Genomic DNA, 13,474 nt, shown 5'->3' with positions numbered 1-13,474 from the left:
CTCAAAACACTTACTTTCAACTGATTAATGTTAAAATGTTAAATAGTGTAAAATTAACACTTGCTTTGTATATTTATTTTCGTATTTTCATGTTAGATAAACAATTATAAACCACTTCTGATAAGACGCCTAAACCGACATGTCTTTAAGAGGTAAAAAAATAACTAATTAAACACAAAATTTAAACAATTAAACAGTTTTTATGATTAACTGCCATTATTTCTCAAATCAATGGAAGAGAGCGTTTTGGACTGGATCCTTGTGCTCTTTAGTGGCCCTGAGTCCTCAAATCGTTGATGCTGCAACCCTCGCAAGCCATGGAATTCTCTTTCAACAGGAGCTAAGTGTTTCCGGAACGGTACATGATGAAACAGGAATGCCAATTCCTGGAGTAACAGTATCTGTAAATGGAACGAGTCTAGTAACAAAAACCGACAATCAAGGTAAGTACAAACTGGATAAGGTCCCTATGAATGCGATCATTAATTTTCGTATGGTGGGTAAGCAGTCTATGGATGAATCTGTAAAAGGACGGCATGCGATAGATGTCACGCTTTTGAATTCGGAATCCAATCTCGAAGAAGTCGTTGTTGTTGGTTACGGGAAGCAACGTAAAGAGACTGTTACAGGTGCTGTAGCCACTGTTAAGGGAAGCGATCTTGCACAATCACCAGCATTGAACGTTTCCAATGCATTAACAGGACGGGTACCGGGAGTTACAGCGACTAATGGAAGTGCTGAGCCTGGATACGATGGTTCCAATATCAAAATACGGGGTACGAATACATTAGGAAATAGCAGTCCTTTAGTCGTTATTGATGGGGTTCCTGCACGGGAAGGCGGAATCGACCGGATCAATCCCCGCGATATAGAAAATATCTCGGTTTTAAAGGATGCTTCTGCTGCCATTTATGGTGCCCGGGCAGCAAATGGGGTTATTCTTGTGACGACAAGAAGAGGGAAGACAGGAAAGCCTCAGTTTTCTTATACTTTTAATCAAGGGTATTCTCAGCCGACTGTAATACCTAAATTGACCAATGCAGCTCAATTTGCTGAGATCCGTAATGAACTTGAGATCTATAATCTTCCTGTTGAAGAATGGTCTGCGGCTTACACCGCTATCAATGATAAAGGTAGTTACAATAAGCAAGGTGGCGGAGTATTAGATGCGCCATTTAAACCGGAAGATATCCAAAAGTTCAAGGATGGATCAGATCCTTGGGGACATCCGAATACGGACTGGTATAAGGCAACTTTAAAAGACTGGTCTCCTCAACAACGGCATAACTTGCAAATTAATGGGGGTACCGAGGATGTAAAGTATCTCATGTCTTTGGGGTATCAAAATCAAGATGCCTACTATAAAAATTCGGCTACAGGATATAAACAATATGATTTAAGGATTAATCTAGATGCTAATATCAGCCAATATGTTAAAACCCAATTTGGCGTTTTGGGTAGGCAGGAGAATAGGAGCTTCCCGACAAAAAGTGCGGGTACAATCTTTAGGATGCTGATGCGTGGAAATCCGACACAACCAGCAATTTGGCCTAATGGGAAACCTGGTCCAGATATTGAAAATGGTGAAAACCCAGTAGTTATTACTACTAATGCAACTGGTTATGATAGAGATAAACGTTACTACTTCCAAACAAATGGGCAAGTTGATATTACCAATCCTTGGATAGATGGGCTTAAATTGACATTGAATGCGTCAGTTGACAAGTATGTGAAAAATCAAAAAACATGGGTTATGCCATGGACCTTGTATTCTTGGCAGGGGGCTTATGAAGCGGATGGTACAACGCCTTTGTTGGAGGCAGGCAAACGAGGGCCCGCTGATCCGAATTTAAATCAAAGTAATGAAGATCAGCTGAATATTCTACTAGGTGGAATTTTGAGTTTTGAACGGAAATTTGGCGATCATCAATTGAATGTTATTGCTGGTGTTAATAGAGAAACCATCAACAATGATAAATTCAGTGCGTATCGGCGCTATTTTCTTTCAAATATGATAGATTATCTATTTGCTGGTGGCGACGCCGAAAAAAATAATGATGGGACTGCATGGGACAGAGCGCGTTTAAACTATTTTGGACGCTTCGGTTATAATTACAAAAGTAAATACATTGCGGAGTTCCTTTGGCGCCGGGATGGTTCTTACATGTTTCCTGCAGATTCTCGTTATGGTTTCTTTCCTGGAGCGATGGCAGGATGGGTCGTGTCAGAAGAAAATTTCTGGAAGGAGAACATTCCTGTTGTTAATTATTTTAAAATACGTGCCTCCTATGGTCAGATGGGTAATGATAATATTTATTATAAAGATCAGTTACAAGAGTATCAATATTTCTCGACCTATTCATTTGGAAACTATGTAATTAATGATCAATTGATGAAAACTCTATTTGAAACTCGTGTTCCTAATGAGTTGATTACTTGGGAAGTTGCCAACAATTATAATCTTGGTTTTGACTTTCAATTTTTCCAAGGAAAGTTAAATTTTGAGTTTGATATCTTTAAAAATAGACGTAATTCCATTCTATGGCAGCGAAATGCCTCCGTTCCTCAAAGTACAGGTATGACACTACCGGCTGAGAATATTGGTAAAGTGGATAATAAAGGTTGGGAGTTTAATCTTGGTTATAAAGGGAAAGTTGGGGAGCTTGGATATACTCTTGGTGTTAATGGAGGCTATGCAAAAAATAAGATTATCTTCTGGGATGAGGCTCCAGGTGCCCCAGCATGGCAACAAAGTACAGGTAAACCAATCAAGACGGATATTTATTATGTCTATGATGGCGTATTCCGTGACATGGAGGATATTGCCAACAATAAATTGGACTATAGCGCAATTACAAAAACCCTGCGTCCCGGCGACATGAAGTATCAAGATTTCAATGGTGACGGAAAAATTACGCCAGATGATAAAGTTAGACGAGACAAAAACAGTGACCCTACGTTCCAGGGCGGGTTCAATTTTAGCTTAACCTATAAAGACTTTGATCTATCGGTATTATTTCAGGGAGCTACAGGTGGAGAGATTCGTGTCGGAACAGATGAATCGGGATCAATTGGTAATTTCCTTGAAGAATTTTATGAAAAACGTTGGAGCATCAGCAATCCAAGTAGTGTCTATCCTAGGTTGACGGACAGAAGTAATCAATATTACTCGTACAATAACACCTATTGGATGCGAAGTACAGACTATTTGCGGTTGAAAAATGTCGAGGTCGGTTATAATCTTCCTTCTAGTATTTGTAGTAAAATTGGTATAGGCTCCTTACGAGTATACGCCAATGGCATGAATTTAATCACTTGGAGCAAGATCAAAATGTATGATCCAGAAGCTGTTAATGCTTTGGGACAGTATTATCCACAAGCGAGATTAATCAATGCAGGGGTACTATTATCGTTTTAGATCATCTTAGGTAAAAATTTAATGAAGTAAAAAAATGAAAAAAATTGTAAACATATCTGTTTTATTACTCGTGCTGTCATCTGCACTGCAATCTTGTAATGACGACTTTGTCAATACAAAGCCGCTTAATGAGATCCCTGATGAGACAACATGGTCAGACGCGGCATTATCCGAAGCTTTTGTTACCGAAATCTACAATGGTTTTGGTGTTGGTGGATTTTATGAGCAAGAAATGGCGTCCATGACAGACGAGGCTTTATTTACACATCCAAATCGTGGAATAAATACCGTCACTGAATCACGGTCTAATCCAGCAGATCAGGGTTATATCATGGATACCTATGAATATGGCCGCATGTATTCACGTATTAGAGCAGCAAACATTGCGATAAAGAATTTGGTTGAGCCAAAATTTGATAAAGGGAAAGCAAATAAATTACTCGGAGAAGCCTATTTTTTTAGAGCGTATTATCATCAACAATTGTTGCGTTTTTACGGCGGGGTTCCTTTCGTAAAAAATGTAAGCCGTCTGACGGATAACGATTTTATGGTTTCAAGAAATACTTATGAAGAATGTGTCAATGCGATCGTGAGTGACCTTGATAGTGCTTCACTTTTATTGAAAACTGCGACTTTTATCAAAGGTCGTGTAAGTGAGACAGCTGCATTAGCTTTAAAGTCTAGAGTACTATTATATGCTGCTAGTGACCTTCATGATGCAAGTAAAGCAAAAGCAAAGTCTACTTTGTTAGCTGGATATACAAATCCTGAATATTTAATGTACACCAGCGGTAGCCAAACCGAACGTTGGACGAAGGCAAAAAATGCTGCTAAAGAGGTGCTAAATCATAGTGAATTTGCGTACAAACTTGATTTAAGTGCTGCAGAATCATCAGATAATGGTACGGCAAATTACATGGCTTTATCCTTAGGTGGTGGAAGTAAATCTGCTGATGCGTCAGCTATAAAAGATCTGATTTTAGGAAGATTTTTTATCGATGAAAAAGATGAGCGGGGTGGTTGGGTAGGACGTGACAATGGGCCAAATGGTTATCACAACTGGGCAGGAAATACACCGATTCAACTTCTTATTGATGATTACGAAACGCAATCTGGTCAACCATTTGATTGGTCCAATGCCACGATGGCTGCTAATCCTTATCAGAATCGAGACCCACGATTAAAAGCAACTGTACTCTATGATGGTGCTGATTGGAAACCAAGGACAGCTGATGTTAAAACAAGAGATCCTTATAATCAGATCCAGACTGGTCAATATGAGATTATAAATGGACAGGGACAAAAGACGATTCAGTTTGGCTTAGATACAAGAAAGAGTCCGATTGAAGACTGGAATGGATCTCGAACAGGCTATTATATCCGTAAATTTACTGATCCAGATCCAGCGATGGAAGACCAAAATACAAGACAACGTATTCCTTGGCCATTGTTTCGCTATACGGAAGCCGTATTGAACTATGTAGAAGCTTGCATCGAGTTGGGCGAAGATGCGGAGGCTAAGTCTTGGTTAAATAAAATTCGTTTCAGAGCAGGTATGCCTGCTATTACCGAGACTGGGTCCGCATTAAAAAGCCGTTATAGAAATGAGCGTCGGATTGAGCTAGCTTACGAAGAACATCGCTTTTTTGATGCTAGACGTTGGATGATTGCCTCTGAGACATTAGGCCGAAAGGCAAATATTATCAATATTACGGGAACGCTAAAAGACGGTAAAAAAGTAACCATTTATAAATATGACCCGAGCAATTACACGTATAAATACGTGGTATCCAATATAGATCCAGGAATTGAAAATAGAAGTTGGGACGACAAGATGTATTTTACCTCTATAAACAGAGATGAGATAAACCGAAATACTAAACTAATTCAAAATCCAGGTTATTAATACTGAAAAGCCCTTCTTTAATAATAAGAAGGGCTTTTTAAAGGATTAATTTTTCCTTTGAGTAATATTAGGCAATAAGCCTGTAACTATTCCAATTAGTGGAAGATAAGCACAGATGTTGAATACATATTCAATTGAAGTACGATCTGCGAGCCAGCCCAACACAGCTGATCCAATGCCCCCCATGCCAAAAGCAAAACCAAAAAATAAGCCTGCAATCATCCCAACCTTTCCGGGGATAAGCTCCGTTGCATAAACCAAGATAGCTGAAAATGCCGAGGAGATGATCAAACCGATTATAATAGCAAGGATCATGGTTAGTCCAAGACCTACATGAGGTAATAACAAAGTGAAAGGTGCTGCTCCAAGAATAGACACCCAAATAATTAGTTTACGACCATATCGGTCTCCCAAGGGACCACCCAATATGGTTCCGGCGGCAACAGAAGCAAGAAATATAAATAAGTAAATCTGAGATTCCTGGACCGAAACATGGAATTTATTGATCAAATAGAAGGTGAAGTAGCTGGTCATTGAAGCCATGTAAAAATATTTGGAGAAAATGAGTACCAATAAAATCACAAGTGCAAATATCACTTTTGATTTTGGCAGGTCAGCTTTTAAAGCACTAACAGAAGTTGTTTGTGTCTTAGGCTTGAGGTGTATTTGATACCAATTACCGACATAAGTAAGAATCATAACGGCTACGATGGCCAATACGCCAAACACGCCGATGTATTGTTGACCCAAAGGGATCACAATAAGCGCTACAAGAAGGGGGCCTATTGCACCACCAGCATTACCGCCGACTTGAAAGATAGACTGTGCGAGCCCCTTTTTGCCTCCGGAAGCTAAATGAGCAACTCGAGATGCTTCTGGATGAAATATAGACGACCCCATCCCAATAAAGCTTACAGAAAGGAGAATGTAGATAAAGTTTGACGCAAATGAAATGCATATCAAACCGGCTAAAGAGAAAAACATCCCCACGGCAAGTGACCGAGGTGTAGGGTTTTTATCTGTATACAAACCAACGAAGGGCTGCAAAATAGAGGCGGTAAGCTGAAAAACCAATGTTATAATACCAATTTGCGTAAAACTAAGGGCATAATTTGATTTTAACATGGGATACACTGCTGGGATGACAGATTGAATCAAGTCATTAAGCAAGTGTGAAAGACTAATCGCAAATAAAATCGGATAGACGGTTTCGGAACTTTTCCAAGATCCACTCGGGTTTAGTGATTGTGTTTTCATAAAGGAAATATTCATCAGGTCATCTGATGTTTTAATTGATAAAAATAGAATATATTGATATTGATAATTTGCATATGCTACAGGAAAATTACAGTTGTTGGATAATTCGGTTGGCAATATCAACAGCTTTTTTCACTTCTTTATCTTTGATTGCCAACATCAGTTCCTCGTGTTGCTGTTGTGAAGCTAAGAAGGGGACTGTATCCTTATAGATAGTCATGAAGAACTTATTGACATGCTCAGATAAGGTTGTATATAACGCGGTCAAAATACTATTTCCACATGATTCAGCAATTGCACTGTGAAAGGATATATCAGCATTCACGCATGCTGTCAAATTTCCCATTTCGGCGTATTTAGCTCTATTTTTAAGTGCTTGCGCCATATCTTTGAGGCCTTTCGAAGTACGATTTAAGGCTGCTTTTTCAATAATTCGCAACTCTAATACGTGTCTAACTTCAAAAATATCGTTAAAATTGGCTTTCTCAATTTTTGAATCAAGGGCATGATGACCCGTACTACTTTTGACAAAAGTACCAAGACCTTGTTGCACATTTAGATAGCCTGATTGACTTAAATATTTGACAGCTTCACGAATGCTGGATCTGCCCACAGCAAATTGTTTCATCAATTCTGGTTCGGTAGGAAGTTTAGATTCTACAGGAAATTCGCCCAATTTGATTTTTTCTTCTATTGCTGCGGCAACTTCCTCCGCCAAGGATCTTCGTACGATAGCTTCAGTCTTCATATAGTCATATCATCTGATGATTACAAAGGTAGTAGAATTTTTTGAATTCTTATTTATTTTCAAAAATTTGATCAAACTAACCGAATATTGTTACGATCACATCAGATATTTATTACGGAGTTTACTGTATTAAATTTATTGGCAGTTTTAGGGTAATTAACAGAGGACGGTCCTCCAATGTATTTATCTAAAACTTAGAAACATGAAAAAATTAATGATGAGCGTCGTAGCCTTGGCTTTATTGTCATCTGCTACTTTTGCAAAAACAGGTCCAAAAGTGGTCGACAACAGTGTTGTTGAAAAATCAACGATTTACAAATCACAAACTGAAAAAACTCATTTAAATATCGTGAGCGAAGCCAAAGAGATCAAGGTCGGAAAGTCTCGCACGCTATGTAGATTGACGATGAGTATCTATAATACAAGCGGTCAGTTGATCGAAACTCAGGTCCTCACATACAACAGCTATGGTGCCAATGATATGTATTATAGCAGCTGTGGAGCATGGTTTAGCGCTACTATTCAGAATTATCAAAACTATTATGGTAATCCCAATCATTAGGGATCAATTAATCAAACGATGTGGCGGGAGCTAGTATGCCCCGCTCATATTTTTCTGTAATACAACCAAAAGGAAACTTTTATTTACGATCCTACTACGTCAGTGAAGATGGCTGCTGCATGCGAACATGCGATAAGGCAGACAGGTGATGATATTAGAAAATCGAGGTACCACTTAGCTAATTAAATTGATCGTATTCGGACATTAAATGTCCGAATACGATCAATTTATATTAAAGTATTGCTATATTAAATTGTCTTATAGCTACTTATGTTTTTGGCAATAAAATTGGCATTAGATTTCAATGAAGAATTACAAAGCTAAAGATTGATAGGAGAGACGCTTTGTATTAACATTTAAATGATCATAAATAAAATGAAAGCTTTACCAATTACTGGAATTTTTGTGATACTAGTGTCAACCGCATTTGCTCAAACGGCCCATCAAAAAATAAATGAGATTTCTCATGTCGAATCCAGTCTAATACCCCCTGTTCGTTTTGAGGGTGAGCCGACATGGAATATTATATCGCGTATGGAATTCTATCAGGTTCCAGGGGTAAGCATCGCTGTGATAAAAAACTCTGAAGTATTATGGAGCAAAACTTATGGTTTTGCGGATCTCGATTCGAAAACGCCTGTCAGGTCAAATACCTTATTTCAGGTGGCCTCCATGAGCAAGCCTGTAAGTGCATATGCTGCATTGAAGGAAGTGGAGCTTGGCAAGTTGGAATCCAATGCCGATGTGAATTTGTACCTGAAATCTTGGAAAATACCAGAAAATAATTGGACCAAAGTGAAAAAGGTTACACTCAAAAATATCATTAGCCATACTGCGGGACTTACTGTAAGTGGATTCCCGGGGTATCGGATAACAGACCCAATTCCTACAGCGGTTGAAGTACTGAGTGGTCTAAAGCCCGCTAATACACCTATGGTTTATGTTGATAAACTTCCTGGCTCAAATTTTCGATATTCAGGCGGTGGGTATACGGTACTTCAACAGATGCTCGTTGACATTGAAGGAAAAGATTATGGCAGTATTATGGAAGAAAAGGTACTCTCACCTTTGGGTATGAAAAATAGCACTTTTGCCCAGCCTCTTCCTGAATCGAAAAGACAATTTGCGGCGACGGCTTATACGATGGATGGCAAAAAAGTCGAAGGAAGATATCATGTCTACCCAGAACAGGCAGCTGCAGGCCTGTGGTCAACTGCAGAAGATTACGCTAGATTCGTAATCGATATTCAACGGACCTTAAATGGCAAAAGTAGTCTTGTTATCTCTAAGAAGATGGCAGAAGAATTCACAAGTTCCTATATTGAACCCATTATAGGATTAGGTGTATTCCTAGAAGATTATAACGGCTCATCTTATTTTTGCCATGGTGGATGGAACGAAGGCTTTAGCTCCTATTTTATTGGAAATAAAACAAGCGGTGATGGAGTAGTTATTCTTACGAACACAAACAAACCTGAATTTATCAACGAGCTTGTCCGAGCGGTCGCATTAACTTATCAATGGCCCAATTATCTAGCCCCAATAAATAAAATTTTGCCACTAAGTCCTCAAGAACTGCATGACAATAGTGGGCGTTATAGATCTGGAAAATATGGTGTTATAAGGGTCTATAATCAAAATGGCAAGCTAATGTCAGCGCAAAATCTAGACAAGCCTGTAGAATTGGTTAAAGTTTCTGCAAATACATTTGCTATGCGAGATCGAAACGTAAACGTCATATTTTCAAATGATACCGAAAGCGGTCAATATGAGCTTGTACAGGTTTTGCGCGATAAAAAGATTTATTCCAGAAATCCGAAAGTCAATGCAAATGACTGGACTCCGTTAGAGCTTATTTTAGAAGGAAATTTTGAGGATGGATTAAAAGCTTATCAAAAAGCAAAAGAACAGGATAGTGCAGATGATTTGCTTTCAGAAGGTTTCCTGAATGGCGCAGGTTATGAACTGCTCAATCAGCATAAAATAAATCAAGCTATTGATATATTTAAGGTGAATACGATGCTACATCCTAAAAGTGAAAATGTTTATGATAGTTTAGCGGAAGCCTACCTGAAATCAGGACAAATAGATAGCGCTAAGGAGAATTATCGAAAAGTTTTAGAAATTAATCCTAAAAATGAAAAAGTCAGTAAGATTTTAGAAACGTTATGACACAAATATAATGAGCTTTTTTTTTGCTAATTTGCGACCATGTCAAATCAAGCTAATAATTATCGATTGTTTTCCAAGGAAATTCTCTCACTTTGGAAAAGCCAGGATGTATCATATATTAAAGTAGAAGAATTATCCATTGTTGAAGGAATCACTTTTTTTGAACTTATACCAGATTCCGAACTGTTGGATGAAGGCGGGGTAGAAACACTCTATGCCATAGATTCTGAAGATGTAGAGGATATGTTGGTGTTTAGCAAAAATATTCGTTTTGTTGTCCACGACATTTATTTGGATGAAGATTAAGTAAATTAGCTATTTATGATCGACAATTCAAACGGTATTGTCGATCATAAATATACAGCAGTAGGCTGATCTAGGGGTAAACTAACTTCTCATATTCAATCTTTCTTCCTGAAGATCTAATAAACGAAGGTGTTTTCGGATGATCTCTTCGTCCAATAAAAGTTCCTCGCGGTTTTTATTGATTAGCCAAATGCGTTGGGTTTCGAGGATATCGATATAGATTTTACGGTATTCGGTGTAATTAATGATGATCTCGGAGCTCCGCAATTGATTTTCGTACTTCTGTAGTTGATCCTTCAAGGTAGGAAAACTTTCAACTTTGTCCGCGTAATCATTACGAATCTTGTCAACGGCGACTTGAGCCAGTCTGTTCTGAATTTCATAATCGATCTCCTTTTCACTTCTTACAAAATCTCTATCTACTAATTTGATTTTTCTTAATATAAAGGGGAGCGTCAAGCCTTGAACAAGTAAGGTTAACAGAATCACGACAAATGTGATGAAAAGAATGAGGTTTCGTTGAGGGAAAGGAGATCCATCGGCTAAAGTTAATGGGATGGATAGTGCTGCTGCCAAAGAAACGACGCCACGCATTCCCGTCCAGCCGATAATCATTGGCGTTTGCCAACCGGGCGATTGAGCATCTGCAACCGTTATAAAATTTCTCATGATCAAGGTGGTTATTACCGCAGCATACCCTGCAAAAACTCGTACAAGAATAAGGACTATTGTAACGGCTACGCCATAGCCAATAGCAGTAGAGATATTAGTATCACCCAATCCAGAAACAATTTCCGGTAAATCTAAGCCGATAAGCATAAAGACGATGCCATTCAACAGAAAGCAGAAGCTTTCCCATACGGTTACTGTCCGGATCCGGGATGCACTGCTCAAAAAATCGTGACTACGATAAGAGAGAAATAAGCCGCCACTGACAACCGCAAGAACCCCAGAAGCGTGGAGCTGTTCCGCTACCAAATACATCGAGAAAGGTGCAATAAAAGTTAGCAATATATCTGTATTGGAATCGGTTGGTAAAAGTTTGTGCATTTTCAGAAAAACATAGGCAATTGTAAGTCCGATTCCCACTCCACCAACACACATCCAAATAAAGCTTCCGGCGGCTTGGTACCATACATATTGGCCAGTAGCAGCAGCAATCATTGCAAAGCGAAAAATTATTAATGAGGAAGCATCATTCAACAAACTTTCACCTTCCAGTATGGACGCCAGCCTTTTGGGTACCTTCACGAATTTTAAAATTGCACCGGCACTAACCGCATCAGGCGGGGAAACTATTCCACCCAATAGAAAACCGAGCGCTAAGGAGAATCCTGGAATAAAATAGTTGGCAAAAACGGCAACTGATAATGCTGTAAAAAAGACGACAACAAAGGCAAAGCTGAAGATAATCCGACGCCATCGCCAGAGTTCTTTCCAGGAAGTTGACCAAGCTGCCTCGTAGAGGAGTGGCGGTAAAAAAATAATGAATATCAATTCGGGTTCTATCTTTATAGGAGGAACTCCCGGGATAAAACTTATTACAAGTCCCGCTAATACAAGTAAAACAGGGTATGCAACCTGAATTTTCTTCGCCAGCATTATCAACATAGTGATTAGTAGGACTAAAAAAAGGTAAAACTCAAAATTCTCCAACATATGTAAATTTTAGGTACATAAATATAGATCAAATTTCTAGAAATATTTAAACTAGCTTGGCGGTATTCATGGTTGCCTACGAATTGCTACAAGAAAGTCATCTATCAACTGGACAATTGAAGAGAACATGTTTTAACTTAGATTCCTATGGTAAATGTTCCTAAATTAGGCGAAATTTATCTTTGACTTTACCCCAAGATTTAAAATATTGGATGGCGTCACTATAAACAAAGCTTCGTCTTTTAAGAGTTTTTACTTAAAATCTTCTTTAAATAGCTGCATAGGGCTATATTTTAAGAGTCACAACGTGAAGTTGTTAGAATACAACGATAAGTAGCCTAATTACAACTGGAGGTATTGGTATAAAGTTGGCTGATGTAAAATTTACAGCGTCGGATCTCGGAAAAACCATTTTTGTATACTGTGAATTTAATGGTGTTAGCTTTAAGTCTTGTGATATGAGAGGTATAAACTTCGATGGGCAAGTTTTTGTCGATGTAAAATTCGATAATGCAGACCTTGCAAACAGTTCATTTAGCGGGGTGATTCTTAGAAATGTTTCCTTTCGGCCAACCTTTGCGCTTACAAATAAATACTATAAGAGTATTAAAACTATTGATTTTGACGGAGCATCAATGGACAAATTAACCTACGCTGCTCTTAAGGGAGTGGGCGTATCGCTTGAGAATATTGTTCTCCTATAAACAACACTGCACATACAGACGGCATGGTTCTGCAGGTATGAACCATTGCCTAAGTATAATTGCTATACCAATGAAATCCATAATTTCGGGAGGCTAAATTAGGACAGTCATTGGTGCAGAATCGGAAAGCTGAATCATTTGAAAGGCAAAATACGCTAGACTAAATTATCAAAGAAAGATTGGGAGACGAGTTGTATTCACGATTTCTTTCATCACAAAATAACTTTCCATATGTCTGATACCCTTGATTGTTGCCAGTTTATTAAAATTGAATTCATGATAGTGATCAACATCCCTAACCATCACCTTTATTTGATAGTCAAATGCACCCGTTACATGAAAACACTCGACTACTTCTGGAAATTTTTGTATCTCTTCCATAAATAACAAGGCACTTTCATTGGAATGTTTTTCCATACTGATGGATACGAGCACCATTAGATTAAGATCAAGTTTTCTTCTGTCCAGCAGAAAGACTTTCTGCTTAAGAACAGAGGTTGCGATTAACTTCTTAATACGTTCGTATACTGGAGTCATGGATAAATTAACACGGTCAGATATTTCCTTGTTACTTATATTAGCATCCTGTTGCAACAGGTCCAGAAGCATGAGGTCCTTTTCATCCAATTTCATGATCGTAGTAAATTAAATCTAAAAAAAGTATATCTAAGACTATAGTTAGATCGTATATACTAGTAAATGATATCTAACCATATTATTTTACTAAAATAGCTATAATTAC

At 38.3% G+C, this 13,474-nt stretch carries 10 protein-coding genes; 6 read left to right on the top strand and 4 right to left on the bottom strand.

Annotation, left to right across the window (positions count from 1 at the left end; genetic code table 11):
* Positions 1-202: 202 nt before the first annotated feature.
* Together A9970_RS05615 and A9970_RS05610 are read left to right on the top strand one after the other, a co-directional pair.
* Positions 203-3,418, top strand: coding sequence for a TonB-dependent receptor (locus tag A9970_RS05615; protein ID WP_182981613.1), 3,216 nt, complete (start codon positions 203-205; stop codon positions 3,416-3,418).
* A gap of 34 nt (positions 3,419-3,452) precedes the next feature.
* Positions 3,453-5,324, top strand: a complete 1,872-nt coding sequence (locus A9970_RS05610) for a RagB/SusD family nutrient uptake outer membrane protein (RefSeq protein WP_182981612.1) — start codon at positions 3,453-3,455, stop codon at positions 5,322-5,324.
* A 45-nt stretch (positions 5,325-5,369) separates the two neighbouring features.
* Here the strand turns inward: A9970_RS05610 and A9970_RS05605 are convergent, their stop codons facing one another.
* Both A9970_RS05605 and A9970_RS05600 read right to left on the bottom strand, forming a co-directional pair.
* Complete coding sequence (locus A9970_RS05605; protein WP_182981611.1) at positions 5,370-6,581, bottom strand: MFS transporter; 1,212 nt, start codon at positions 6,579-6,581, stop codon at positions 5,370-5,372.
* Between the two features lie 88 nt (positions 6,582-6,669).
* Positions 6,670-7,329: a FadR/GntR family transcriptional regulator gene (locus tag A9970_RS05600; RefSeq protein ID WP_153847316.1), complete on the bottom strand. Its 660-nt coding sequence runs from the start codon at positions 7,327-7,329 to the stop codon at positions 6,670-6,672.
* Between the two features lie 202 nt (positions 7,330-7,531).
* Here A9970_RS05600 and A9970_RS05595 point away from each other — a divergent pair, with 202 nt between their 5' ends.
* From A9970_RS05595 to A9970_RS05585, 3 genes are all read left to right on the top strand, one after another.
* On the top strand, positions 7,532-7,891 hold the full coding sequence (locus tag A9970_RS05595) for a hypothetical protein (protein WP_182981610.1): 360 nt from the start codon (positions 7,532-7,534) through the stop codon (positions 7,889-7,891).
* 375 nt (positions 7,892-8,266) lie between these two features.
* Positions 8,267-10,063 (top strand): serine hydrolase, encoded by a 1,797-nt coding sequence (locus tag A9970_RS05590; RefSeq protein ID WP_182981609.1) that lies wholly within the window; start codon positions 8,267-8,269, stop codon positions 10,061-10,063.
* Positions 10,064-10,102: 39 nt separating this feature from the next.
* Entirely contained in the window at positions 10,103-10,369 is a 267-nt protein-coding gene (locus A9970_RS05585; RefSeq protein WP_088161582.1) for a hypothetical protein, read from the top strand.
* A gap of 81 nt (positions 10,370-10,450) precedes the next feature.
* Here the strand turns inward: A9970_RS05585 and A9970_RS05580 are convergent, their stop codons facing one another.
* A complete protein-coding gene (locus A9970_RS05580; protein WP_409079944.1) occupies positions 10,451-11,971 on the bottom strand; it encodes a Na+/H+ antiporter in 1,521 nt (506 codons plus the stop codon).
* A 425-nt stretch (positions 11,972-12,396) separates the two neighbouring features.
* Here A9970_RS05580 and A9970_RS05575 point away from each other — a divergent pair, with 425 nt between their 5' ends.
* Complete coding sequence (locus A9970_RS05575; RefSeq protein ID WP_220801522.1) at positions 12,397-12,732, top strand: pentapeptide repeat-containing protein; 336 nt, start codon at positions 12,397-12,399, stop codon at positions 12,730-12,732.
* A gap of 168 nt (positions 12,733-12,900) precedes the next feature.
* Here A9970_RS05575 and A9970_RS05570 read toward each other — a convergent pair whose 3' ends face one another.
* Entirely contained in the window at positions 12,901-13,365 is a 465-nt protein-coding gene (locus A9970_RS05570) for an Lrp/AsnC family transcriptional regulator (protein ID WP_075992641.1), read from the bottom strand.
* Between the last annotated feature and the right edge of the window lie 109 nt (positions 13,366-13,474).

It is taken from the genome of Sphingobacterium sp. UME9 (assembly GCF_014170215.1).
In the GTDB taxonomy this organism is placed as follows: Bacteria; Bacteroidota; Bacteroidia; order Sphingobacteriales; family Sphingobacteriaceae; genus Sphingobacterium; species Sphingobacterium paramultivorum.
The sequence above is the reverse complement of the archived record's forward strand: the minus strand, read 5'-3'. Positions and strand labels throughout refer to the sequence as shown.

Coding starts and splice junctions, on each gene's coding strand:
- A9970_RS05600 (WP_153847316.1), bottom strand. CDS start 7,329: ATGAAGACTGAAGCTATCGTACGAAGATCCTTGGCGGAGGAAGTTGCC.
- A9970_RS05590 (WP_182981609.1), top strand. CDS start 8,267: ATGAAAGCTTTACCAATTACTGGAATTTTTGTGATACTAGTGTCAACC.
- A9970_RS05610 (WP_182981612.1), top strand. CDS start 3,453: ATGAAAAAAATTGTAAACATATCTGTTTTATTACTCGTGCTGTCATCT.
- A9970_RS05615 (WP_182981613.1), top strand. CDS start 203: ATGATTAACTGCCATTATTTCTCAAATCAATGGAAGAGAGCGTTTTGG.
- A9970_RS05585 (WP_088161582.1), top strand. CDS start 10,103: ATGTCAAATCAAGCTAATAATTATCGATTGTTTTCCAAGGAAATTCTC.
- A9970_RS05570 (WP_075992641.1), bottom strand. CDS start 13,365: ATGAAATTGGATGAAAAGGACCTCATGCTTCTGGACCTGTTGCAACAG.
- A9970_RS05605 (WP_182981611.1), bottom strand. CDS start 6,581: ATGAAAACACAATCACTAAACCCGAGTGGATCTTGGAAAAGTTCCGAA.
- A9970_RS05580 (WP_409079944.1), bottom strand. CDS start 11,971: ATGCTGGCGAAGAAAATTCAGGTTGCATACCCTGTTTTACTTGTATTA.
- A9970_RS05595 (WP_182981610.1), top strand. CDS start 7,532: ATGAAAAAATTAATGATGAGCGTCGTAGCCTTGGCTTTATTGTCATCT.